Origin of the sequence: Marinilactibacillus piezotolerans (assembly GCF_900169305.1) — a bacterium.
Classification (GTDB): Bacteria; Bacillota; Bacilli; order Lactobacillales; family Carnobacteriaceae_A; genus Marinilactibacillus; species Marinilactibacillus piezotolerans_A.
In genome coordinates this window covers 351,383-376,219 of record NZ_FWDP01000003.1, presented here as the reverse complement: position 1 = coordinate 376,219, position 24,837 = coordinate 351,383, and the positions used below count along the sequence as shown (strand labels likewise).

At 41.6% G+C, this 24,837-nt stretch carries 24 protein-coding genes; 12 read left to right on the top strand and 12 right to left on the bottom strand.

All coding sequences use genetic code 11. From position 1 onward, the window contains the following. Positions 1-54: 54 nt before the first annotated feature. Together proB and B6F02_RS03605 are read left to right on the top strand one after the other, a co-directional pair. Positions 55-873 carry a glutamate 5-kinase gene (gene proB, locus B6F02_RS03610; RefSeq protein ID WP_306293712.1) on the top strand — a complete coding sequence of 273 codons (819 nt, stop codon included), beginning with the start codon at positions 55-57 and terminating at the stop codon, positions 871-873. Beyond that, positions 870-2,114 carry a glutamate-5-semialdehyde dehydrogenase gene (locus B6F02_RS03605; protein WP_080146036.1) on the top strand — a complete coding sequence of 415 codons (1,245 nt, stop codon included), beginning with the start codon at positions 870-872 and terminating at the stop codon, positions 2,112-2,114. Before proB ends, B6F02_RS03605 begins: the two co-directional genes overlap by 4 nt. A gap of 107 nt (positions 2,115-2,221) precedes the next feature. Here B6F02_RS03605 and B6F02_RS03600 read toward each other — a convergent pair whose 3' ends face one another. Genes B6F02_RS03600 through B6F02_RS03575 form a run of 6 tightly spaced genes read right to left on the bottom strand, consistent with a single transcriptional unit; the run spans position 2,222 to position 7,516 of the window. Further along, positions 2,222-2,491: a chorismate mutase gene (locus B6F02_RS03600; RefSeq protein WP_080146035.1), complete on the bottom strand. Its 270-nt coding sequence runs from the start codon at positions 2,489-2,491 to the stop codon at positions 2,222-2,224. Beyond that, complete coding sequence (gene aroC / locus B6F02_RS03595) at positions 2,488-3,582, bottom strand: chorismate synthase (protein ID WP_080146034.1); 1,095 nt, start codon at positions 3,580-3,582, stop codon at positions 2,488-2,490. The genes B6F02_RS03600 and aroC overlap by 4 nt, the downstream gene beginning before the upstream one ends. After that, positions 3,563-4,810: a 3-phosphoshikimate 1-carboxyvinyltransferase gene (aroA, locus tag B6F02_RS03590; protein ID WP_080146033.1), complete on the bottom strand. Its 1,248-nt coding sequence runs from the start codon at positions 4,808-4,810 to the stop codon at positions 3,563-3,565. The genes aroC and aroA overlap by 20 nt, the downstream gene beginning before the upstream one ends. Further along, positions 4,807-5,895, bottom strand: a complete 1,089-nt coding sequence (aroB, locus tag B6F02_RS03585) for a 3-dehydroquinate synthase (protein ID WP_080146032.1) — start codon at positions 5,893-5,895, stop codon at positions 4,807-4,809. Before aroB ends, aroA begins: the two co-directional genes overlap by 4 nt. A 19-nt stretch (positions 5,896-5,914) precedes the next feature. Further along, positions 5,915-6,955: a 3-deoxy-7-phosphoheptulonate synthase gene (gene aroF / locus B6F02_RS03580; RefSeq protein WP_080146031.1), complete on the bottom strand. Its 1,041-nt coding sequence runs from the start codon at positions 6,953-6,955 to the stop codon at positions 5,915-5,917. A gap of 24 nt (positions 6,956-6,979) precedes the next feature. Beyond that, positions 6,980-7,516: a hypothetical protein gene (locus B6F02_RS03575; RefSeq protein ID WP_080146030.1), complete on the bottom strand. Its 537-nt coding sequence runs from the start codon at positions 7,514-7,516 to the stop codon at positions 6,980-6,982. A gap of 1,132 nt (positions 7,517-8,648) precedes the next feature. Here B6F02_RS03575 and aroE point away from each other — a divergent pair. From aroE to B6F02_RS03555, 4 genes are read left to right on the top strand one after another with little or no spacing between them, the layout of a single operon-like run. After that, on the top strand, positions 8,649-9,452 hold the full coding sequence (gene aroE / locus B6F02_RS03570) for a shikimate dehydrogenase (RefSeq protein WP_080146029.1): 804 nt from the start codon (positions 8,649-8,651) through the stop codon (positions 9,450-9,452). Further along, entirely contained in the window at positions 9,449-9,961 is a 513-nt protein-coding gene (locus tag B6F02_RS03565; RefSeq protein WP_080146028.1) for a shikimate kinase, read from the top strand. Before aroE ends, B6F02_RS03565 begins: the two co-directional genes overlap by 4 nt. A 12-nt stretch (positions 9,962-9,973) precedes the next feature. After that, positions 9,974-10,402, top strand: a complete 429-nt coding sequence (gene aroQ, locus B6F02_RS03560; RefSeq protein ID WP_080146027.1) for a type II 3-dehydroquinate dehydratase — start codon at positions 9,974-9,976, stop codon at positions 10,400-10,402. 16 nt (positions 10,403-10,418) lie between these two features. Then, the gene (locus tag B6F02_RS03555) at positions 10,419-11,255 is read left to right on the top strand and encodes a prephenate dehydrogenase (protein ID WP_080146026.1); all 837 of its coding nucleotides are present in this window, start codon (positions 10,419-10,421) and stop codon (positions 11,253-11,255) included. 60 nt (positions 11,256-11,315) lie between these two features. Here the strand turns inward: B6F02_RS03555 and B6F02_RS03550 are convergent, their stop codons facing one another. The 3 genes from B6F02_RS03550 to trpS form a co-directional block, all read right to left on the bottom strand. Next, positions 11,316-11,675 carry an ASCH domain-containing protein gene (locus B6F02_RS03550; RefSeq protein ID WP_080146025.1) on the bottom strand — a complete coding sequence of 120 codons (360 nt, stop codon included), beginning with the start codon at positions 11,673-11,675 and terminating at the stop codon, positions 11,316-11,318. 58 nt (positions 11,676-11,733) lie between these two features. Beyond that, positions 11,734-12,237 carry a GNAT family N-acetyltransferase gene (locus B6F02_RS03545; RefSeq protein WP_080146024.1) on the bottom strand — a complete coding sequence of 168 codons (504 nt, stop codon included), beginning with the start codon at positions 12,235-12,237 and terminating at the stop codon, positions 11,734-11,736. Between the two features lie 85 nt (positions 12,238-12,322). Further along, positions 12,323-13,333: a tryptophan--tRNA ligase gene (gene trpS, locus B6F02_RS03540; RefSeq protein WP_080146023.1), complete on the bottom strand. Its 1,011-nt coding sequence runs from the start codon at positions 13,331-13,333 to the stop codon at positions 12,323-12,325. 316 nt (positions 13,334-13,649) lie between these two features. Here trpS and B6F02_RS03535 point away from each other — a divergent pair, with 316 nt between their 5' ends. The 5 genes from B6F02_RS03535 (at position 13,650) to B6F02_RS03515 (ending at position 20,448) form a co-directional block, all read left to right on the top strand. After that, a complete protein-coding gene (locus tag B6F02_RS03535) occupies positions 13,650-14,831 on the top strand; it encodes a glycosyltransferase family 4 protein (RefSeq protein WP_080146022.1) in 1,182 nt (393 codons plus the stop codon). 14 nt (positions 14,832-14,845) lie between these two features. After that, positions 14,846-15,862: a glycosyltransferase family 4 protein gene (locus tag B6F02_RS03530; protein ID WP_218672162.1), complete on the top strand. Its 1,017-nt coding sequence runs from the start codon at positions 14,846-14,848 to the stop codon at positions 15,860-15,862. A gap of 194 nt (positions 15,863-16,056) precedes the next feature. Then, complete coding sequence (locus B6F02_RS03525) at positions 16,057-17,022, top strand: AAA family ATPase (protein ID WP_256864632.1); 966 nt, start codon at positions 16,057-16,059, stop codon at positions 17,020-17,022. Next, positions 17,019-18,059, top strand: a complete 1,041-nt coding sequence (locus B6F02_RS03520) for a DUF58 domain-containing protein (RefSeq protein ID WP_080146021.1) — start codon at positions 17,019-17,021, stop codon at positions 18,057-18,059. Before B6F02_RS03525 ends, B6F02_RS03520 begins: the two co-directional genes overlap by 4 nt. Beyond that, positions 18,049-20,448 (top strand): transglutaminase-like domain-containing protein, encoded by a 2,400-nt coding sequence (locus B6F02_RS03515; protein WP_080146020.1) that lies wholly within the window; start codon positions 18,049-18,051, stop codon positions 20,446-20,448. The genes B6F02_RS03520 and B6F02_RS03515 overlap by 11 nt, the downstream gene beginning before the upstream one ends. 26 nt (positions 20,449-20,474) lie before the next feature. Here B6F02_RS03515 and B6F02_RS03510 read toward each other — a convergent pair whose 3' ends face one another. Together B6F02_RS03510 and B6F02_RS03505 are read right to left on the bottom strand one after the other, a co-directional pair. Next, the gene (locus B6F02_RS03510) at positions 20,475-22,157 is read right to left on the bottom strand and encodes a hypothetical protein (protein WP_080146019.1); all 1,683 of its coding nucleotides are present in this window, start codon (positions 22,155-22,157) and stop codon (positions 20,475-20,477) included. Continuing rightward, a complete protein-coding gene (locus B6F02_RS03505) occupies positions 22,147-22,938 on the bottom strand; it encodes an ABC transporter ATP-binding protein (RefSeq protein ID WP_080146018.1) in 792 nt (263 codons plus the stop codon). The genes B6F02_RS03510 and B6F02_RS03505 overlap by 11 nt, the downstream gene beginning before the upstream one ends. A 179-nt stretch (positions 22,939-23,117) precedes the next feature. Here B6F02_RS03505 and B6F02_RS03500 point away from each other — a divergent pair, with 179 nt between their 5' ends. Continuing rightward, positions 23,118-24,068: a CPBP family intramembrane glutamic endopeptidase gene (locus B6F02_RS03500; RefSeq protein WP_080146017.1), complete on the top strand. Its 951-nt coding sequence runs from the start codon at positions 23,118-23,120 to the stop codon at positions 24,066-24,068. A gap of 64 nt (positions 24,069-24,132) precedes the next feature. On the opposite strand, the gene B6F02_RS03495 is transcribed toward B6F02_RS03500, so the two are convergent. Then, positions 24,133-24,762, bottom strand: a complete 630-nt coding sequence (locus tag B6F02_RS03495) for an HD domain-containing protein (protein ID WP_143745210.1) — start codon at positions 24,760-24,762, stop codon at positions 24,133-24,135. Between the last annotated feature and the right edge of the window lie 75 nt (positions 24,763-24,837).

Sequence of the window (24,837 nt, the reverse complement as noted above, 5' to 3'; positions counted from 1 at the left end):
TAATAGCTTACTTAAACATTTTTTATTAGAATGGATGACCCTATGACAACTTCTATCAGACAATCATTGACGCAAAGCAACCGCATTGTAATCAAAGTCGGCACCAGTACGATCATGTATCCGAATGGTTCTATCAATCTGCAGCGAATGGAGAAACTGGCTTTTGTTTTAAGTGACTTGAAAAATCAGGGCAAACAGGTCATCCTCGTTTCTTCCGGCGCAATCGGCGTTGGCTTGGCTCGTATGAACTTAACTGAACGCCCTGTAACGATTCCAGAGCAACAGGCGATTGCGGCAATTGGTCAGACAGAACTGATGAACTTGTACAGTCAGTTTTTCTATCACTATGGTCATCAAGTCGGGCAAGTTCTACTGACCAAGGATGTAATCGACTTTCCAGTGAGCCGGGAAAATACTGCGAATACTTTTGAACAACTTCTCATTAAAAATGTCATCCCCATCGTTAATGAGAATGACACTGTTTCTGTAGAAGAACTGGACCACCTGACTCGATTCGGTGATAACGATACACTGTCTGCAATCGTTTTAGAAATTACAGATGCAGACCTTCTGATTCTTTTATCTGACATCGACGGTTTCTACGATAAAAACCCGATGATCCATACTGACGCCGTTTTATTCGATACGATACATGAAATTACTGAGGATACGTATGCATTAGCCAGCGATCCTGGAACTCGATTTGGAACAGGCGGCATGACGACTAAATTATCAGCAGCACAGATAGTACTGGAAGAACAGAAGCAAATGCTTTTGACCAACGGCGAGGATCCAACGATTTTATTCCGCTTGTTGAAAGGCGAGCCTATTGGAACCTTATTTACACCAAAACAGAATGGAGCACTCAAATGACCACATTAATTGAATTAGGAAAACGAGCAAAACAAACTGCACGTATTCTTGCTCAAGCTTCCACTCAAGAGAAAAACAGTGCACTGAACAAAATGGCAGATGCCCTGCTCACAAATACCTCTTCCATCTTAGCCGCAAACGCCGAAGACACAGCAGCTGCAGAACAGAATGGTGTTGCTGCAACGATGCTGGACCGCTTGACACTGACAGAAGATAGAATCAAATCCATGGCAGATGGACTGAGAGATGTTGCAGCTTTGCCAGATCCAATCGGGTTGGTTAAAGGCATGTGGACAAATGATGCTGGATTGAAAATCGGCCAGCAGACGGTTCCGCTTGGCGTGATCGGAATCATCTTTGAGTCGCGCCCTAACGTCACCTCTGATGCTGCCGGTTTATGCTTTAAATCTGGAAATGCTGTTATCTTACGCGGCGGAAAAGAAGCCATTCATTCCAATATAGCCATTATAAAAGCTCTGCAATCCGGACTGACATCAACGTTTTTTCCTAAAGAAGTGATTCAACTTGTGGAAGATACTTCTAGAGAAACAGCTCGTGAGATGATGCAGCTGAATCGTTATCTGGATGTTCTCATCCCGCGTGGAGGAGCAAATCTGATTAAAGCCGTTGTCGAGACTGCGACGGTGCCGGTGATCGAGACTGGAACCGGCAACTGTCACATTTATATAGATAAGGCAGCTGAACTGGAAATGGCCACAGATATCCTCGTCAATGCTAAAACGTCTCGTCCTTCCGTCTGCAACGCAGCAGAAACCTTATTGATTCATAAAGATGTGGCAGAAACGTATCTGCCAGTCATTGAGAAAGCTGTATCCGAATGGAATGTTGAACTGCGCGCAGATAAAAGAGCTGCAGCCTGCTTAACTTCTTCCGTTCCTGCAACGGAAGAAGACTGGAAAACAGAGTATTTAGATTATATTTTAGCGGTAAAAGTCGTCGATTCGATCGATGGAGCTATCGAGCACATCAATCACTACAGTACCGGTCATTCAGAAGCTATCGTAACAAGTGATTACTTTGCCGGACAGCAGTTCCACAAAGAAGTGGATTCGGCAGCCGTATACATCAATGCTTCTACACGTTTCACTGATGGATTTGAATTTGGATTTGGCGCTGAGATCGGAATCAGCACCCAGAAACTCCACGCAAGAGGACCAATGGGACTGCCAGAACTCACCTCAACTAAATACATCGTGTTTGGTGAAGGTCAGACTCGATAAGCAATGAAGGCCTGTAAACAGATTGCTGCATCTGTTTACAGGCTCTTCTTTTATAAACGATTATCGTAATAATGATTACCTAGATAATTATTATTACGATAATCGATTTATTCCATCATCTTCTGCTGCGTTTCTTTCGTGATGTTCATCATAGACTGAAAGAACTTGGTCAGTTCTTCTTCAAATCGCTTGTCTTCCAGACGGTTTACATTTTTTGCGATGACTTTCTGCTCACGACTGGCATCCAGTACAGGCAAATCATGCTGCTTTTTATATTCGCCGACTTTCAAAACGGTTTTGAGTCGAGCTTCAAAAAGCCGTGTCAACTCTTGGTCGATCGCATCAATTTCTTGACGATACTCTTCTAATTTACTCATACGGTGTGTCCTCCAATCATCAGATCCATCAATCCAAGTGCTGTAACAGCTTCTAAGACTGGCAGTACTCGGGGAACAATACAAGGATCGTGTCTTCCTTCCACTTCCAGTTCTGCCGCTTTCCCTTCTTCTACATTGATGGTTTGCTGTTTTTTCTTAATAGAAGCAGGTGGTTTAACGGCTGCCCGGAAGACGACCGGCATACCATATGTGATTCCGCCGATGATTCCTCCATTATTGTTGGACCGCGTTTTGATGTCTCCTTGTTCATCGTAGTAGTACTCATCATTCGCTTCTGATCCGCGCATTTTTGTAATTTCAAATCCAGTTCCGAATTCAATCCCTTTGATAGCTGGCACTGCAAAAACTAAGTGTGCCAGTTGGGATTCTACAGAATCGAAAAACGGATTTCCGTATCCAGCATCTAATCCTAAAACAAATGTCTCTACTACGCCGCCGACTGAATCGCCATCTTCTTTTGCTTCCACGATCAGCTCTTTCATTTCTGCTTCTTTTGACGCATCAAAAAGCGGCAATTGCTGATGTTTGAAGGCTTCTACTTGTTCTAAGCTGACCGATCCCTGTTCTGAGAAGTCTTCGTCTTCTATTGTTCCGATTGAACTGATATGGGATCCAATCGTGACTCCTTTCTGTTCCAGCCACTGTTTGCAGATTGCACCAGCAAATACCAGAGGAGCTGTGATTCTGCCTGAGAAGTGCCCGCTGCCTCGGTGATCATTATGTCCTTTATAACGTACACGTCCTGGGTAATCCGCTTGTCCTGGCCGCATCACATTCTTCAGAAGACTGTAATCTTTAGACCGTGTATTTGTATTCCAGATGATAGCGGTCAGCGGTGCACCTGTCGTCTTCCCATCTAAAAATCCACTGAGAATCTCCGGCTGATCCTTTTCTTTACGTGGTGTTGTCAGCTCGTTTCTGCCAGGTGCTCTTCTGGCCATTTCAAATAATACCCGTTCCATATCTACTGTTAACCCCGGCGGTAATCCGTTAATGGTTACGCCAATTGCAATCCCATGCGACTCTCCGAAAATAGAGATTTGAAGGTTTTTACCCCATATTCCACTCATGTACTTCTCCTCCTGCTTTTTGAAAAACTTCCCAGAAATCGGGATATGATTTTTGAACACACTCTGTATCTTTGATGTAGATCGGTTCTCTGCAGACAGTCGAAGCAACCGCAAGCATCATAGCCATCCGGTGATCTTTGTGACTCCAAACTTCCTGCCCACCTTTCAGCGAAGGCTGTCCTGTAATGTGCAATGTATTCCCTTCTGCTATAATCTGAGCTCCTAACGCGGCCAGTTCTTTCTGGGTCGCCATCAACCGATCGCTTTCTTTGATTTTTAACCTCTCCAAGTTTGTAAAAGACGTCTTTCCTTCACTTAATGCTGCCGCTAGAGCCGCAATCGGAATGATATCCGGTACTTGTGCACCATCAATGACCCGCTCGTGCTGCTTCGGCTCTTGAAGCTGCTTTAGAATTTGAATGATTTCCTGGTCTCCCTGCAGAGAGTCTGCTTTCAAGCCATCCACTATGACCGGATTCCCCAACTGCTCAGCCGTTAACCAGAAGGCCGCTTGGGAGTAGTCACCTTCAACTGTATACTGTTGAGATTGATAGCTTTGATTGCCGGCTATTTTAAAGGTTGTATCGTTCTCGTTGATGATGGAGATCCCAAATGTTTCCAGAACAGACAACGTTAAGTCGATGTATCCTTTTGACTCTAAATGTGTCGTAATGTTTAGAACCGAATCGCCTTCCAGCAGCGGCAACGTCAGCAGCATCCCTGTTATAAACTGAGAGCTGATATCTCCCCGCATATTATAAGTACCCGGCTTCAGTTTTCCTTCTATGGTCAGATTCAGTTGTTTGGAATCTGCTGGTTCGTAGCTTACTGACTGTTGTGCAAAAATTTCTTGATACGGATGCATTGGCCGCTGTCCTAATTTCCCTCGTCCAGTAAACCTGGTTTCTCCAGCGAATAAAGTAGCAACCGGTACGAGAAAGCGCAGTGTTGAACCTGATTCATTACAGTCAATTGTATGGCTGCGTCTAGCGCTAGCAGACCCTATACCGTCAATTGTTAAAGTATTTTCTTCATGTAAAATCACGGCTCCAAAGGCCTGCATCCCTTCAATCGTTGCTTGAATGTCTTCAGATAACTGAATATTATGGATAACACTGCGCCCTTCCGCCAAACTGGCACAAATCACTGCTCGGTGGGCCATACTTTTAGAAGGAGGAACAGTGACTGTTCCACTCAATGTTTTTGGTATGAGTTTGAGATTCGTCAAGATGATGTACCTCCTGTCGTTAAGCTTTTGAAAAAGGTTAGATCGCTATGCACTCTTCTAGCTTTGCCAATACTGTCTAGAATAATGATCGTCAAATGACCCTCTAAATTTTTCTTGTCTTTTTTTATATACGGCAGTATTTCTGAATAGTCTTCCGGTTTTTTCAATTCTGTAGGCAGCTGATGTTGTTTTAATAGGAAGATCAGCGCTTCTGTCGTGCCGGCTTCTGTTTTCTTTTCAGCTTCTGCGATTCTAGTCAGCTCAACCATCCCAATCGCCACCCCTTGACCATGGGAATAATCTTCATAGTGATAATACGCTTCGATTGCATGGCCTAAAGTATGCCCAAAGTTCAGCAGCATTCGTTCACCAGTATCCTTTTCATCGGTTTGAACGACTTGTTTTTTAAGGGTACAACAGGTTTCGATAACCCATTCAATCTGCTGCATAACTTGTTCTCTAGAAGAAAGGTCCATCAGACGATCAAACAGTTCTCGGTCTTTTATGCAGCCGTACTTGATGACTTCTGCCATACCATCCGCGAAGGCTTCGTCCGTCAAAGTTTCCAGTACCAGCGGGTCGATTAAGACAAGTTTCGGATGATAAAAAGCACCGACCAGATTTTTTCCTTCGGGCAGATCAACGCCCACTTTCCCGCCGACACTGCTGTCGACTTGTGCCAGCAATGTAGTGGGCACTTGGATGAATGAGATGCCTCTCAAGTAAGAAGCTGCTGCAAATCCGGCGATATCTCCAATCACACCGCCACCGAGTGCAACGATCAAGTCACTTCTGGTTAGCCCAAATTCGATCAATCGGCTATAAATGTCCGGCATGGTCTGAAAGGCTTTCGTTTGTTCTCCAGGCGGCAACACGATGCACTGAACAGCGTATCCTGCAGACTCCAGCTCCTCCACTGCTTTATTCCCATAGTGTTGATGCACCGTTTCGTCTGTTATTACGGCTATTTTTGTTCCTTTGAACACTTTCAAGAGTTCTGACCCTATATGATTCAGCAATCCTTTTTCTATTTTCAGCGGATAGCTTGTTTTGCTTTCTGGAATTTCTACTGTCAGTTCAGGCATCGGGTTCCCTCCTTTTTAGTTATTTTGCTAATACAGTTGCTGCTGCTTGGATCGAACGGTCTTCCACTTCAGCCAGTTTGCGGGCTTTTTCCATAACCGCTGCAAATTCATCCGGTGTCAGGCATTGTTCTCCATCACTCCATGCATTTGCAGGATCGTTATGGACTTCGATCATCAGTCCGTCAGCGCCTGCTGCGATGCCTGCTTTGGCACCCGCTTCGACCATGTACGCCATTCCGCCAGCATGACTTGGATCAATAATAATTGGCAGATGCGAAAGTTTTTTAATAACCGGCACCGCTTGAACATCCAACGTATTTCGTGTTTCCGTTTCGAATGTGCGAATACCGCGTTCGCATAAAATGACGTTCTCATTTCCTTCTGACATAATGTATTCTGCTGACATCAACCATTCTTTGTAGGTTGCAGACAGTCCGCGTTTTAACAAGACTGGTGTATTGGTCTTTCCAACTTCTTTCAGCAAATCAAAGTTCTGCATGTTGCGGGCACCAATTTGAATAACATCTACGGAATCCACAAATTCATCGATCCATTTTGTCGACATCAACTCTGTCACGATCGGCATGCCGGTTTCCTGTTTAGCTGTTTGCAGCATGCGCAGTCCTTCTAATTCCAATCCTTGGAAGCTGTAAGGAGAGGTTCTCGGCTTGAATGCTCCGCCTCGCAGGAAGTTTGCGCCGGCAGCTTTGATTTGTTTGGCCACACGCACAATCTGTTCTTCGCTTTCAACTGAACACGGACCAGCTATGATACCCAACTGGCTTCCCCCAATTGTTTCGTTTCCTATTTGAATGACAGAGTTTTCTGGATGAAATTTTCTATTGGCACGTTTGTATGGTTCCTCTACTCGTACAATTTGTTCGACCTCTTTCAGTGCTTGCAGCTGGTGGGTATCGATTCCGCTGGTGTCTCCGATCAATCCTAGAAAATCTCTTTTAATATCTGAAAAATGACTGACAGCTACACCTCTGGTTTCTAAGCGACCTGTGATTTCTTTAACGGCTTCTGCAGTTACCCCTTGTTTTAATACAATAATCATAATTATTATCCCCTTTTTTATGTTTTAGTTTATTTTGTAAAGACACCAGACCATAACTGGCTCATAGCGTTCTTCTACTGTGTGTTCAGGCTGTTTCTCTTTTTCATACACATCTTCACTGATAATCGTATATTTCATACTTTTTTTGCAGAAAGCTTTCCAGGCTTTGTACTTGCTGTCTGTAAAACGGACTACCGTTTGCTCGGACTGTGTATCTAGATACTTTTTCAGAAAAATAGTGGTGGCTGGATGAATCATCGCCGTGTTTTCTGTGTGCTGCTGGTTTTTGATAAGCAGCATTGGCTTCGTCTTCCTTTGAAACACATTGACCAGTTCGATTTTATCCCAATAGTCATAATTGAATTCTTTCCAACCATAATCTCGTCGCGCGCTTTTAAAGGCTACCGGAAATAGTACATGCTGACCTTTTAACTGTTCTAGATTATGAAGCAGGCTGTCAAAAGACGGATACTCAACGATATCATCCTCCTCTGATTGAAGCAGCGATTTGGCAGCCGCATAACTGTCGGTGCTTTTTGGACCTAATGTATGGATAATCATGTTTTCTACCTCCACTATTTTTAGTGCCTGAATATTTCACGCTAATTTTAGGTACTCAATTTCTTTTTCCTCTGAGTTCGCAGAATTTTGCTCTTATTCTCCTTACTCACTCTCTTTTCTTCTCTGACTTCATAGAATTTTGCTCTTATTCTCCTTACTCATTCTCTTTTCTTCTCTGACTTCGTAGAATTTTACTCTTATTCTCCTTACTCATTCTCTTTTCTTCTCTGACTTCGTAGAACTCTGCTCTTATTCTTCTTACTCACTTCCTTTTCTTTTCTGACTTCGTAGAATTCTGCTCTTATTCTCCTTACTCATTCTCTTTTCTTCTGACTTCGTAGAATTCCGCTCTTATTCTCTGTACTCAACCTCTGTTTTCTCTGACTTCGTAAAACATTGCGCTTAACTTTTTGTGATTACCTGGTTCATTCTTTTCTCGTCATTTACTGCGTTCAAACGGACCTCCTGGCGGAACGGGTAACTACGCTCACTAGCGCTCGCCTAGTACTTTGCCCGTAACTCGCTTCGCTCGAACGGTCCCTTGCGGAGATGTGACTACGCTCGCTGGCGCTCGCCTAGTACTGCGTCCGTAATTCACTTTGTTCAAACGGACGCAGCAAAAAGCCGCATTCTGTCTTCTTTAGAAGATCGAATGCGGCTCTGGTTTATATTCACTCATAAAATGTTGTATTTTACTTGTGCGCCCCATTCGATTTCTGTGAAATCTATGGGACGCTGTTGTCAGCAGCTTAAAGCTCTCTAGCCTCCATAGATTTGATCCTAAAGAAGCTAAAGTAATAACGATTCAATTGTGAGGTCGATGCTTTATGAATGTGATGTTGGTTGATCATGTTCCTAACTCCTCAATTGATTGGTATCAGCTGTTGTTCAACTGTGCCCCAATACTAGCAAGTAAAAAATTCAATGTCAACAGAAATCACAAAATTTTTTCAAATTTTATTTTAATCTTTTGTTTTCATCATTCAAAAAACCGCTCAACAATAGGATTTACTCACTTTTTTCAGACCAAATAAATTTAATGAATTCTCATAAATTTTTAGATTCTATTTGTAATTCATTTTTCTTTTGTCTATACTTCAAACCAAACTTACTTGAATGAAAGGAGTCGCTCATGCATTTTTACGGTTTATTTGGAGAGCATTTGTCTCATAGTTTATCTCCTCTTCTGCATCGATCTATCTATCAAAAGACTGGATTACAAGCTTCATACAAGACATTTGCTTTCCCGCCGGCTGAGTTGTCTGAAGCGGTAGCAAGCATTCGTACATTGACCATCAGCGGGGTGAATGTAACCATACCTTACAAGGAAACGGTTCTGCCATTTTTGGATGAACTAGATCCCTTGGCAAGACAGCTTCAGGCAGTAAATACGATAAAAAATCAGGCTGGTCATTTAATTGGATATAATACGGACTATGCGGGATTTGGATTGATTTTTGAACGTCGAAAATGGTCTCCAGCTGGAAAAACAGCAGTTGTATTGGGGACCGGCGGAGCTGCAAAAATGGTGATTGCTTATTTGCTGCATCAGGGTATTCAGCACATTAACATTGTTTCCAGATCTCCTGAACGTTTCGAATCTACAGACAAAACCACCTATACCAATTACACTTCGGCTTCGACGCTGCAAGGAGATTTTCTGATTAACACTACCCCTGTCGGCATGCATCCAAACACAGCCGATTCGCCCGTTTCTGAAGGGATGATTCAACAGTTCGGTATTTTGATCGATTTAGTCTACAATCCTTTTGAAACAACTTTTTTATCGCTAGGAAGAAAGCATGCGAAAGAAACGGCAAACGGGTTGGATATGCTGATCGGGCAAGCTGTCAGAGCGGTAGAGATTTGGGAAAACATTGAAATCGATTCTTCCATCATTGAAGAATTGATTCAGGAATTTGGTGAGAGAAGATGAAATCCAACATTGTATTGATCGGGATGACAGGCAGCGGCAAAACGACTATCGGCAAACAGCTGAGCGCAAGGCTCTCAATGTCTTTTATAGACATCGACCATTATATAGAAAAAACAGAAAAGCAGACAATCCCCGAACTCTTTGCGGTTAGCGAAGAGCATTTTAGAGAAATTGAAGCAGCTGCATGCCAAAATCTCGCCGCTCAGCAGCAACGAACAGTTATCTCCTGTGGCGGCGGTGTTGTTTTAAATCAACTCAATATTCAGGCATTGAGAAAAACAGGGTGGATTATTTTGATCGACCGGCCAATTGAACAGATTGTTCAAGATATTCAGACGGAACATCGTCCACTTTTGAAGTCAGGAATAGAAAGACTATACCAATTGTACCATGAGCGAAAGAATCTCTATACGGCAGCAGCTGATTTCATTGTACCTAACACCTCTTCTTTGGAACAGGTATTAATCGAAATCGAGAAACAGCTTCCTGCTTCTATAATTTCTAAGTAAAGGAGAAGACAGATGGATTTAGTGATTATCAATGGTCCTAATTTAAATTTTCTAGGAATACGGGAACCAGACGTTTATGGAAAAGAAACATTGGAAGATCTTGAGCAGAAGATCAAAGCTTACGCTGAAGATCGCGGGCATACATGCGATTTTTTTCAAAGTAATACGGAAGGTTCGCTGATTGATCGGATCCAGCAAGCCCACAGCGAGCAGGCGGACGGAATTATTTTGAATCCAGCTGCTTACACACACTATAGTTATGCGATTCATGATGCGGTCAAGTCAGTCGGAATCCCCACTGTAGAAGTTCATTTAAGCAATATCCACGCCCGGGAAGCTTTTCGTAATAAGTCTGTTGTTGCATCAGCCTGTATAGGACAAATTTCCGGATTTGGCGCAACAGGATACACTTTAGCTATTCACGCATTGGAAGAACAGTAACATAAAGGAGTAGATTATGAACATTGGAATTATTGGTCTCGGTGCGATCGGCGGCTCATTTGCGGCAGGATTAAGAACAGCTGGGTATGATGATGTCTATGGTATAGATATCGACGAAGAGACGATTCGAATTGCCCTCGAATCAGGCATGATCAAGCAAGGTGGAACGAATATTAAGGATTTTCTACCTGAACTTGATGTATTGATCTTATCTTTGTATCCTAGCCAAATCGCCCCGTTTGTAGAACAGTATGCTCCTTTTTTTAAACAAGGACTGGTTCTGACAGACGTTACGGGAGTCAAGACGACGATTATCGAGCAAGTACGAGCTGTACTGCCTCCTAAAGCAGACTTTATCTTTGCACATCCGATGCGCGGGAGTGAAAAGAAAGGCATTTCAGGTGCTGATCATACCCGCTTTTTAAACGCGAATGCTCTGATTACTCCTATCGACAGTAATCTGGAGGAAAATATACAAACGATTGAGAAGCTGTATAAAGCCCTTGGTTTTACAACACTTACACGTGTATCCCCTGAACAACACGATGAACAGATCGCTTATGTCAGTCAGTTGATGCACGCACTGTCAGTAGCAGTCGTCAATAGTATTCAAGCTTCGGATGAAACACTAACGTTTGCGGGCAATAGCTTTCAGGAGTTGACGCGGATCGCTGATATCAATGGTGAGTTATGGAGCGAATTATTCTTGAACAATCGTACAGCGCTGCTGGATTCTATTGAACAATTCGAAGTGGAATTGAATGCTTTAAAGCAATCACTGATAGAAAATGATGAACATACTTTAAAACAATTGTTTAAACAAGCAACAACTCAAAGAAGACATTGGTACTGAATCGAACACATTTTAAGCTGTCTAGAAAATTAATTTCTCTTGGCAGCTTCATTTAGTTCATTAATCAATATATTTAACACCGATAGCTAAAGCGCCAAATTCTCTTTCTTGATCAATTGAATAGATTTCGTATGTACCTTTTACCAATTCCTCTAGTGTCCACCCTTCACAACCGAATGCTGCAAATGGACTATCTAGATACATATCTTTGAAACTCTTATACTTTTTCAAATCAGTCACTTTCACAATGATTGATTCGTCCAGTTGTGGGACTTTAGTAAACTCTATAAAATCTCCTATTTTGATTTTCTGTCTTTTTTCATCATTCAATCGTACTTCTATCCATTTGGTCTGCTGCTTAATACTTTCTAAATATTCTTCATATAAGCCCATTTGATGGATTTTATCGGTGTTTCCCATTTCAAAGCTCCTTCAATTTTATATTCCTGCTAGTTATAGTAGTGTTATCTCCTCATTATCAAGCTTTCGTTGAATAAACATTAACGGATTTTCCCTTCATCGCTACTTGCTTCAATACCTGCATTCCATTTTTTTCTGCTACATTCTCAGAACCGGTATTTCCTACTTGTACTAGAGAGATCATTTCTTCTAATTGAAGCATCTGTTCACCAAATGTACGCAGTGCTATAGCAATCTCCGTAGCATATCCTTGATTCCAGTAGTCCTCGGCAATCCAATATCCGATTTCAGTATACTCATTATCTTCTATTATCCAGTCTATAAATCCAGCATGCCCAATTGCTTCTCCAGTACTTTTAAGTTCAATAACTCTCAGTCCTAAATGAATACTTTCATCATACATTTTGAGCATCTTATCCATAAATTCTTTTGTCTCTATTCGATCCCGAGTCTGTCCGTTACCAATATATTTCATGATTTTCTCATTTGAAGTCAGCGAATATAAAAATTCAAAATCATCCTCTGTATAATCGCGCAACTTTAGTCTTTCTGTCTCTAACATATATGCTTCCTTTCAAATTTAATGGCAGAAAAAGAGCACAATATGCTGTTAACACATCCTGCGCTCCATTCTTTTTTATTCTAATTTAAAAATAATTGATCCCCATTGCCGCTTTTACTTCATCCAATGTCTGCGCTGCGACACGTTCTGCTTTTTCACTGCCGGCTTTCAGCATGGTACGGACAGCTTCACGATCTTTTGCGAATTCTTCTCTGCGTTCGCGGATCGGCTGCAATTTCGCCTGCAGAACTTCATTCAAGTAGCGTTTGATTTTCACATCGCCTAATCCGCCTTTTTGGTAATGGTCTTTCAGCTCTTGTACTTTTTCTTTATCGTCATCGAAAACATCCAAGTAAGTAAAGACAACATTGCCTTCAATCTGACCCGGATCTTCTACGCGAATATGGTTTGGGTCTGTATACATACTCATCACTTTTTTCTGGATTTCATCTGCAGAATCAGATAAGTAAATCCCATTGTTCAAAGACTTGCTCATCTTGCCTTTTCCATCGATTCCGACTAGTCGTCCATGCCCTTTTGGCGGCAGAATGATATCCGGTTCGACCAAAGCTTCGGTATGATACGTTCGATTAAAATCTCTTGCAATTTCTCTAGTCTGCTCCAGCATCGGTCTCTGATCTTCCCCGACCGGTACGTGCGTTGCTTTGAAAGCTGTAATATCTGCTGCTTGGCTGACTGGATACATGAAAAATCCAGCAGGGATACTCTCATTAAACCCTTTTTCCTGAATTTCAGACTTCACAGTAGGATTTCGGTTCAGTCTGGCCATCGTAACCAAGTTCAAATAGTACATCGTCAATTCCGGCAGCTGTGGAATTTGTGACTGGATCAGAATTGTAGAACGCTCAGGATCCAGACCAACCGCGAGATAGTCCAGCGCCACTTCCAGCAGGTTCTGTTGAACTTTTTCCGGTGTTTTCGCATTGTCCGTCAATGCTTGCTGGTCAGCAATCATCACATATATATGGGTATCCGGATCTTCCTGCATTTTTACACGATTCTGTAAAGAGCCTACGTAATGCCCAAGATGGAGTTTTCCCGTAGGACGGTCTCCAGTTAAAATGACTTTATTCATTAGATTTGTGCTCCTTAATCATTGAATTATTCTCCTACTTATTGTATCGTATCTATACCCTTTAAAACAACGCAGATATTGATTTTAGACGAAGTTTTAATGCTCATGCCGATTGAAGATAAAAAACCAGTCTTAAGTCTGATGAATGTATTCTGATAACCGCGTACACTAATAATGTGAAGAAAAAATGACATCCACATGTATAATGATTGAATATTTTAAAATTTTTTGTAAATTTTAGATATTATTTTTAAAATATGGTCATCCTATCACTTTATTTAGAGTATAATGAATACAATTAATTTTGGAGGAAGATATGAAGATATTAATTACAACAGAATGGTATACTCCAACTGTTAACGGTGTAATCACTTCTATTATCAACCTAAAAGAGATCTTAACGAAAATGGGACACGAAGTTCGCGTGCTGACACTATCTGATAAAGAGAATGTACAAGTTTGCGATGAGCAAGGCTTATACACTATGTCTTCTTATGGGATTGGAAAAATTTACCCTGGAGCTCGTTTTGCATTCACAATGGACGAAGAAGTTTTATCTCACATTCTGCAATGGAGTCCGGATATTATCCATACTCAATGTGAATTCAGTACATTCCGTATCGCACGCAGAATTTCTGAGATTCTGAATGTTCCTTTAGTGCATACATATCATACGGTCTATGAAGATTATACACATTATTTTTCACCCAATAAAAAATGGGGAAAAAAAGCAGTCGGGTTATTCAGTAAGAAAGTATTGAATCACGCCGAAACGGTTATTGCACCTACGAAAAAGGTAGAGCAGCTTCTGAAAGGGTACAAAGTTTCTCAGCCAATTCAAGTGATACCCACAGGACTCGACCTGGTGAAATTCAGTCAGATTGTAGAACAAGATGAAATCAAGGCTTTTAGACGCTCCTTGTCTATCCCGGATGATTGTTCTGTGCTGGTCAGCGTTGGACGAGTAGCTAAAGAGAAAAATTTAGAAGAAATCATCTACTATTTGAGTCGCTTGCAGGACCCTTCCCTTCGTTTAGTGATCGTCGGGGACGGACCTTACCGATCTACACTGGAAGAATATGTAGATAAAATGGGTGTGCGTCAGTATGTTCACTTTGTGGGAATGGTAGAACCTTCTAAGATTCCTGTCTATTATAAACTGGGAGACGTCTTTGTCAGTGCTTCAACGAGTGAAACACAAGGATTGTCTTACATTGAAGCGCTAGCCAGTGGTACCTTAGCCTTATGCAGGAAAGATGACTGTCTGATCGGTGTAATCCAAGATGGTGAAAATGGATTTCAGTATACGAATTTTGAAGAGTTCCAGACTTCTCTTTATACACTGCTCTCTGAATTTAAATACAACGAAGCTCAGAAAAAAGCAGCACAAAATAAAATAGAGGAAACGTACTCTATCGAAGCGTTCGGAAAGCAAGTTGAGGCTGTTTATTTGGATGCTGTCCGAAACTATTCTCATCAACATGTTTTCTCTATCTAGGAATGAGGATTTAATTGGAAACCAATGACATCAAAGTTTTACTGTACACCGGCTCCGAAAAGCTGCTGTCTAAAAGCGGCATCGGCGAAGCGATCCGGCATCAGAAAAAAATGCTGGAAGCTTTAGAGATTTCCTACACAGAAAATACGAACGAAGATTATGATGTGGTTCACTTAAATACCGTGTTGCCAGATTCTTTCTGGATGGCTAAAAAAGCCCGTTCAAAAGGGAAAAAAGTTATTTATTACGGTCATTCCACTATGGAAGATTTCAGGAATTCTTTTCGCGGTTCGAACCTTGTCGCTCCCGCATTCAAAAAGTGGCTGGAGCTGTGTTATAGACAAGGGGATATCATTATTACACCGACTGCTTATTCTAAAAATCTTCTCTTACGTTATGCCATCAATCGGCCAATTGTTTCGCTGTCTAATGGTGTGGACACCACTTTTTTTGCAAAAAAAGCAGCTTATGCAAAACGATTCAGAGAACAGTATGCGTTAAGTCAAGATCAGAAAGTCGTGATGTCTGTAGGTCATTTGATTGATCGAAAAGGCGTTACTGATTTTATCGATTTAGCAAAAATATTTCCTCAATATACTTTTTTCTGGTTTGGACACACACCCAAGTCTTTAATGACGCCGGCAGTCCAAAAAGCTATTGCACAAGCTTCTGATAACTTGCATTTCCCCGGCTATATATCTGCCGAAGAACTCCGAGATGCGTATTCCGGCAGCGACTTGTTCTTGTTCATGACCTATGAAGAAACAGAAGGCATTGTTTTGCTTGAAGCACTAGCGAACGAGACACCTGTGTTGGTAAGGGATATTCCCATTTATCAAGAATGGTTAAAAGAGGGAAAATCTGTTTATAAGGCAAAAGTGCAAGACGACTTTGAACGCAAGCTGCCGATGATTTTAGAGGGAGAGCTTCCTTCTCTGACTCAAGCAGGACTGCAGGAAGCGCGAGCGCTTGACTTAAAAGCCGTCAGTTTAGATCTGGCAAAGATTTATCAGCAATTATTCTATTTATAACCGTTAATAGTTGGATAAGAGGTAGAACGCTCACTGTTGAGTTTCTACCTCTTTTTTCATTCAAAAGTGTATTAATCGTGTAATTTTTTCTACAACCTTACTGATGTCGTTGTATTCAGTGAACATTATGATTACAATAATATAAACTTATTTAATCAAAGAGATAAATTGCAGATTGCAGGAGGAACCGGATAGTGACTTTTTCTGAACAAACACAACAGACGATTCAACAATTACACACTTTAATTGATTCTGTCGATCAGATCGTTATTGGGAAAAAAGAGGTAACTAGAATGACACTGATTGCTATGCTGGCGGGCGGTCATGTCTTATTTGAAGATATTCCCGGAGTTGGAAAAACGATGTTGATCAAGACCATTGCTAAAAGCTTAAAAGCAGACTTTTCTCGTATTCAATTTACACCCGACTTGATCCCCTCTGATATTATCGGTTTTTCTGTACCCAGTCTGCATCATGATCAATTTGAATTTAGGTCTGGTCCTATTTTCAACCAGATCATTCTTGCTGATGAAATCAATCGGACTTCTCCCAGAACGCAGGCAGCTATGCTGGAAGCCATGTCCGAACGCCAAGTTACTTTAGACGGAAAGACTCATTTGCTTCCTGATTCCTTTTTCGTATTAGCGACTCAAAATCCTATTGATTATGAAGGAACCTATCCTTTACCCGAAGCCCAACTCGACCGTTTCTTATTTCAGTTATCTCTTGGCTATCCAGACAATGAACAAGAAATTCGTATGCTGGAATCAACTGATCAATTAGAAGCCATCGACTCTTTAACACCTGTTTTGTCCTTAGCCGAATTTAAAACTGCAAAAGCTGTGGTTCAAAGCATTCATGTAAATCGTGATTTATTAGAATATATCGTCCTGCTGGCTGACCGGACACGTCAACATCCTGAAGTCCGATTAGGAATCAGTCCGCGCGGTGTTCAGTACTCTTTATCAGCTGCTCGTGCACAAGCCTATTTAAATGGGCGTGATTACGTTACTCCTCAAGATATTTTGTCGATTATCAAGCCGCTGTATCGACATCGCCTGCTGATGGAAAACAGCTTAAGTACAAAAGAGAAAGATGCCTTTATTGATCAATTGATCAGCCAAGTCCCTGTACCTGTAAGAAGCGGACGTGCACAATGAGAGCTTATTTGCCCAACAAACATGCTGTATCTTTTCTACTGATTTATGCATTAGTCGTTCTCTATACACTCACATTCCCTTCTACAGTCACTTGGTTTGCTTTTTACGCCTTTACTTTTGTACTGGCTGCAGCCTTTCTGTCTGCCCGCTTTCATGCAGTCTTTAAGCGAATCAAGACAGAAATGCATTCTGACGGTACCATTTCTTTATTATTCAATGTCGTGCGCCGCTTTCGTTTATTGTTTCTGGTTCCTGTTATTCAAGTCACTTTACTGAGTGAAGGAGAGCCGTATAGTCAGCAAGTTTCTGCATACTTTAAGCGTAAACTCTCTGTACACTATCCAGATTTGAAGTTACCTAGAGGTCATCACGATAAATTAAAAGTGGAACTCAAAGGATCTGGACTACTGGGGATTTTTAACCATCGATCAATGCATTCGCTGCCGGTTGATTTAGATGTTTATCCGAAAGGATTGTCTAAATCTGCGATTCATGGCTTGATGCACAACAGACAGCTGGGATTGACCAATCGACGGTTCGCTACTCAGCATGAGTATCAGGTCAAAGAAATTCGAAAATATCAATCTAGAGATTCCCTTAGCCACATCGATTGGAAATCAAGCTTAAAACGCGATAACTGGATGATCAAAGAGTATGAGAAAGAAGAACAAAAGCCGCTTAGTCTTTATTTTGCCGGCATAGATTCACCGAATTTTGAATCGTTGCTGAGTCTGGCTTATAGTCTATATCAGGAGTTGTCCGCCACCCACCCTGTCACTTTGAATTTATGCGGGTCATTCAATGGCGAAATCAAGGTGAAGCAAACTCATCAGGATTTCTTATCAATTCAGCCTTGTTCAGAAAAGCATTTGTTAGCTGAACAGATCAATAGTCGTTTGCTGACTTCAGAAACGATTCTAATCATCTGTCCAAAAACCGACGCTATTTCTGATCTGCTGAATAACTCGACTACGATTATCCCTTTAACAGAAGACCATTTACCTGCAGCCGAAGGAGAGAAGGCCTATGCAGTTTAATCTCAATCGTTCTTTTTTTAATTTCAGCCGGACACTTCTTCTAGGAATCGTCCACAGCTTGCTGGTTTTACCTGTCCTGTATCTGTTTCTTGAAATCAACGAATTGCCCGGTTTTTATTCATTTGCTGGATTCTTTGTTGTGACACAACTTGTTGCAGCCGTTATAAAAAAACGTTGGCTGTACTTTTTATTTGAAGGATTAGCGTTATTCATCTTTTATTACTTTTCTTTTCCATCATTACGTATACAAAATAACCTTTCAGGATGGTTCGATGCTTTTGTTCAGGAAGGACAGCAAGAATGGACTTCCTTGGTCGCTGGATCCACGGTTGCTATTCCTGTCCATTTAATCAGTTTGGCACTGCTGCTGCTGATCATCTTAGTCACCTATTCCGGTCTTTACCAAAAAATAACATCCCCTTCTTTTCTGATTGTGTTTGGTTATTTATTGCTGATTCATACATTTACAGGCTATGCTATTTTACCGTATACCGTATCTGCTATCGGCTTCGGTCTGCTGTTCATCGGATTGGCTCGTGTCAGTGAGCAAATGGGCTATCGCCATTTTTTCAAGTCCAGCATACTGACAACGTTGCTGACGGTTGCTGTTGTGCTGGTTGCTTATTTCAGTCTTGAGCGCCTGAAACCTGTTCAAAGCTGGATTGAAACGACTTCCTCCGGATATCAGCAAACTTTGGATAGAGAAGGTTTTTTTGACTGGGTCAATGATCAGTCGCCCCGTTCCAGGTTTAAAAGAACCGGTATGAGTACCAACGATGAACGATTGGGCGGTCCGCTTCAAAATGACTATACCCGTGTATTCAAAGCTTATACAGATGAACCGCATTACTGGAAAGTGCTCCATCGTCGAATATATATAGGCACTGGCTGGAACAGTGATAGTCCTGGTCAATATGAAGAGATGCTTTCTCCTTATCTGTCTGCCGCTTATAATGCCTCTCCTGATCCTCAAGCAGAAAATGCGACTGCAACGCTGGTTTGGGAGACGCCTCTTGAGTACTTGGCATTACCTTATGGATGGAGTGAACTGAACATTGATGATTCCCTAACCGATTATTCGTTAAGCGTCAATCGTTATACTGAACATCATTTATTTACTGAAAGCCCAGCTGATCTGTCAACATATACGGTCAGCTATGACTCGTCTTATCCAGGGCGATTGGACGAAGCACTTCTTAAACAAGATGACGGCTGGCGAAAAGAATTTTTAGGTCAGTTCGGCAGCCAGGAAGGTGAATCCTATAATCCTGAACTCCCGCTTGAAGATCAACTGAGACAGTTTATTCCGGAAGAGCTTCAACGACCGGATGATTTTCCGCAGAGAGTGGTTGATCTTGCTAATGAACTGACAGCGGGGATGGAAAGTGAATATGAAATGGTCCGTGCAATCGAGTCTTATTTAAAGTCAGAAGGCAGATACCGCTATAGTATGGAAGATGCAGCTCAGACACCACCTGGCAGAGATTATGTCGAATATTTTTTATTCGATACGTTAGTAGGATACTGTGATAATTTCTCAACTGCCATGACTATGATGCTGCGTTCTGTAGGTATCCCGGCGCGTTGGGCAAAAGGATTCACACCCGGAAGTCAGCAAACGAACAGTCAGGGGGAATCTTATTACCAAATTTCAAATTCAAATGCGCATTCTTGGGTAGAAGTCTACTTCCCAAGCGCAGGTTGGGTCCCGTTCGAGCCGAGTCCGACTTTTGCCAGTCCAGTGACTCAAACAGAGGAAGATGCCTCTCCGGAAGACGAACGCTTCGCTGCAGAACAGCGGGATACACAGAATGCTGCAGAAGCAGAAGCGCCACCTCCAGAACCGGAAGCTCCAGAACCAGAGACAGAAGAAGCTCCGGAGCCCGAAGAACCGGAAGCACAAGAAGAGACAGCAGCACAAGAAAAGTCTGCTTCAGCAGATTCTCCGGAAGAAACAACCGGTCGTTCAGTTCCTATTCTGCTTGCAGCTGGACTGATCTTGCTGATAGCCGCATTAGTCTTTTTCTCAGTTCCACTCTATGCAGCTGGTTGGATCCTTAAAAAAATGCTCCAGTATAACAAGCTTTCATTAACAAGAGCTGTATCCTGGATTTTAAGATTATTTGAATTCAAAAGAAAAAGAGCTGCCGATCAGACGGTCCAAAGCTATCTTCAGCAGTGGAACATTCACTCGCCGTCTCAATCAAGTACGTTAGAGAGCTTTGGAGCATTGGCTGATGAATGCTTCTATGGAAGAAATAAGAATACTCATCTTCCTGCTCCTCATCAAAAAGAAATACTGCTTGCAACATTGCAGATTTATCAGCAGCACCTATCTGCTAGTCATTTTGATAGATTAAAAAAGAACAGAGAAACTCGGTCTTCTTGACGAGTCTCCCTGTTCTTCTTTTTTAATTAATATTGTTGAGTTAGTATTACTGACTTAAACCCTTTTGTTAAAAACCAGCCTGCAGCTGTTACCAAAATAACCAAAGCTACGATGGATCCAAAAGGAATAAATGTTTGGACTAGGTACATAATGATTGCTGCAATCATGATAATTGCAAAGAAAATCATCGTAGCCATACATCCCTGGTTCGCTTCTGAAGCATCATATTGTTTAGAAAATGGATAGGTCTTTAACGTTCTCCTAACTTCTATACAGAACAAAATGATAATCAAGAAAAACCCATTGAGCAGAGGGACAGCCAGCTCCCAGCCGGCTATCACTAAAACAATGATCGACAATAGCATGTAAAGGGGAAAAATCAGCTTCATCGTCATCGCTTTGATCACTCCCTGAAAGAAGAAATGTGCATCTGCATTAGAGCTGATCCCAAAAACCCATCTTCCTTTATAGTTCTTGGAATAACGCAAAGTCGTTGACAGCATCGGAATAATCATCATTGTAAAATAAGGCATGTAAATTAAAAGCCCAGACGACTCAAGTCCAGCTTCCGCCAATCTGAGGGAACTGATCATGAATACGAAGGGAAACACCAGAATACTGGCTAGAGAGGGATATAGGCGCGTCTTAAACTCTCGTTCATGCTTAGTCAGCTGCCAGACAAAATGGTAGTACCCTTTTTCCTGAGCATTCCAGCAGACCAGATTCCCTGTCGCCGTTTCATACCAGGAGCGCTTATCTTCATCTGCCTCTCCACTTTCCATTTTTTGCAGATTCAATTCGATTTTGTCATTATTCAATCGGTAAAGCAGCACAATACTGATCGTTCCAATCACCAGCAGCGCAACATAGACACCATAGGTCACTGACCAGCCTTGTTGCAGAATACCAAAAGGAGCTACAAACCAAAGCGGGAAAACAATCGCATGCCACCACTGCAGATTTAATTCAATCGCTAAGGTTGACGGATCAACCACTTGTATCACTTGATTCATAATCTGATAACCGACAATGGTAAAAACCGAAATACCAATCTGACTGTAGGCAATAATATTTTTCAGACGTTCGCCATTGAACCGTTTCAGCACAGTCGCGTAGGTAATAATGGTCAACAGCAAGCACCACACAGCAGCAACAATTGTTAGAATAATGGCCATCAACCCTATCATGAATCCATGAAAGAAAAAGCTCGCTGCAATCATAGGTCCTGCAATCGCTACAGTAAATGAAATCAGATAAATAAATACGTGTGTAGCTTTTGCGGCACTCAAAGTTCTAGACGAGACCGGTTTTGTTCCAATCAATACCTGATCTTTGGTATTCAGAAGAATACTCGAAAAATTTGCGATCAGCGTTGAAAACAGCATGATAAAAACGTAACTAAAGAACGCCGTATATTGAAATAAAATATTATCGATTGAGAATAAAAACAGTAAGAGCATACTGATCAGAGCATATACCCAAAGAGACTGGAAGAAAGGATTCTTGTCTTCATCCCTTTTTTTATTGTTCCAAGTATTAGCGATCGGATTCTCCTGTCGACTGTCCATCGTCATTTTAGTCTCAACGATCAGCTTCATAATCGGAAAGTCGACACTAAAAAATCTATACATCGGCTCTAACACATTCAACGCTTTACCGAAGAAAGACTCCTGCTTTTTTTGATCAGAGCCAAACAGGTTACGCATCATAAGCGGTCGTTCCTCCTTTCAGCGCTGACATGAAGGATTGCGCTAATTCAGCGTGCTCATTGAATCCCGTCAGTTGATTGAACAACTGCTCCAGTGTTCCGTCCGCTTCTTGCTGAAGCGCCTCAAATGGTCCATCCGCCACGACTGTACCCTCATTCAAGATCATGATTCGATCACTCAGCTTTTCCACTGTATCCATAATATGAGAAGAGTAAAAAATAGTTTTTCCATCTTCTTTTAATGCAATCAGGATTTCTTTAATGATCTGCACACTATTGGCATCTAGTCCATTCAGCGGTTCATCCCAGAAAAGAATATCCGGATTGTGCAATAAACTGGAAATAATCAGTACTTTTTGCCGCATTCCTTTTGAAAAAGAAGACAGACGGTTTTTAAAAGCCGATTCGATCCCCAATATTCGCATCATTTCCAAGCTTTTCTGACGTACAACTTCTTCTTCCAGCCCGTATAATCGGCCGACAAACAACAAATATTCTTCTGCAGATAATGTTTCATACAGCTCTGCATTTTCCGGAACATAGCCGATTTTCGCCTTATATGTATCATCACTGCTGGTAATCGGCTTTCCAAACAACAGAATTTCTCCGGCATCCTGCTGCAGCATACCTAAAATGATTTTGACGGTCGTACTTTTTCCGGCACCGTTCGGACCTATGTATCCAATAATTTCCCCTGGATGAACAGAAAAGTTGACTCCTTTTAAGACAGTATTTCCCCCAAAAGACTTTCTAACTTCGCGCAATTCTAAAATCGGTTCCATTTATGTACCTCCATTATTGTGGCTAAGACTATATTATCACAACCTGATCTTCAGCGACAAAGTTCTCTGAACTCTCTATACATTTTTATACAGTTCTTTTGCAAACTATGGTACATTGATTAGTATAAAATAAACTTTTTAACGCCCTCACTTCAATCAAAAAAGGAGCCCTTATATAGATGTATGAACAACACTTCTCTAAAGCCAAGATCTGGTCCGTTCTCTGGAGAGTCATTCTTGCTTCAATCGGCATAGTCATCGTAACCAGCATTCTGCTTGTAGCCTTCCAGTACCAATATTTCGACTTCTTGAATATGGTCGGATCACTGGTTCTTTATTTTCTGATATACAAGATTACGATCAGTCAAATCCATAAACAGAACTTTTCTCTGCTGGCAATCACCGATAGAGGGAACCTGGATAAAAAAGCACTGTATCCTATTTTACTCTTAACCGTGATCACTGCCGTATGCGGCTCTCTGTTTCTCTATGTCGTTTTGCGTTTAGCTTATTTCAGTCAACCATTATATTATGAACTGGTACTGTTTTTTGGTTTTATACCTGGATTGGCTGATGAATCGGCAACGTCTTCTTTATATCTATTGCCTATCGCTGTGATAGCAGCTCCGATTGTAGAAGAATTGACTTTCAGAGGATTCCTATTGAATAAGTGGGCAGCAAAATATGGAAACGTCAAAGGGATTATCTTCAGTTCAATCGTCTTTATGATGATTCATTTAGGATCTTTGCTGATTCCTCAACTGCTGCTCGGACTTCTCTGTTCGCTTATCTACATCAAAACGAAGAAAATCATTTATCCGATTATTACGCATATTTTATACAATTTTCTGATCATAGTACCTAGTCTGTTTAGTCCCAACCTCAGCGAGAGTGAAATCTTAGAAATGGTTTACCCTTCACAGTCAACCTTGGATGATTTCACCCTATATACTGTAGTATTCGTCGTTCTGCTGGTTGTCTTACTGATCGGACTGGTTCGCTATGGGAAAGGCATCCGTCAAGAGCAGGCACCTTACCGTTATAACCTGGAGAAGCGTCACTTGGCAGACGTTTCATATGAAACAATTCAGCAAAAAGATCAGCATTTTGATGACTTTGACGATTTTTAAAAATAATTAAACCGGAAACAGACTCGTCTTCTATTATAGAAGGAACAGCCCGCTTCCGGTCTTTTTATTCTTCGTCTACTGTGTATTCTTTGAAAAATTGTTCTAAGAACTGCTCCATAAACTGATGGCGTTCTTCAGCCATTTGGATGGCGGTTTCCGTGTTCATCAAATCTTTTAGTTTTAATAATTTTTCATAAAAGTGATGGATAGAGCTGGTTTTGCCATTGCGATAATCTTCTTTTGTCATTTTTTCTCTCACTTCGTACTGCGGATCGAAAATCGGCTGCCCGACACTTCCCGCATAGGTAAAAGCTCTGGCAATCCCGATCGCACCAATTGCATCCAAACGGTCTGCATCCTGTACGACTTTGGCTTCTAAAGATCCTAATATCTTTCCTGTTCCGCCTTTAAAGGAAATGGTTTGAATAATCTCCAGTACTGGTTCAATGACATTTGGCGGAACACCTTCTCCTTCAAGCCAGTAATTGATTTCAGAAAGACCGGTCTCTTCATCCAGAACCACTTTATCGTCTGCCAGATCATGCAGCAAGGCCGCAAGCTGGACGATAAACATATCTGCTTTTTCAGCGCGACCGATTTTGATGGCGTTTCTCCAGACCCGCTCGATATGGAACCAGTCATGCCCAGATCCCTCTCCCGCCAACTTTGAACGGACCATTTCGGCCGTACTCATAATGATTTCTTCATTCACTGCTATCGCCTGCTTTCCTTTTCGTTCTTTTCAGTTTATCATACATTTATGATAAAC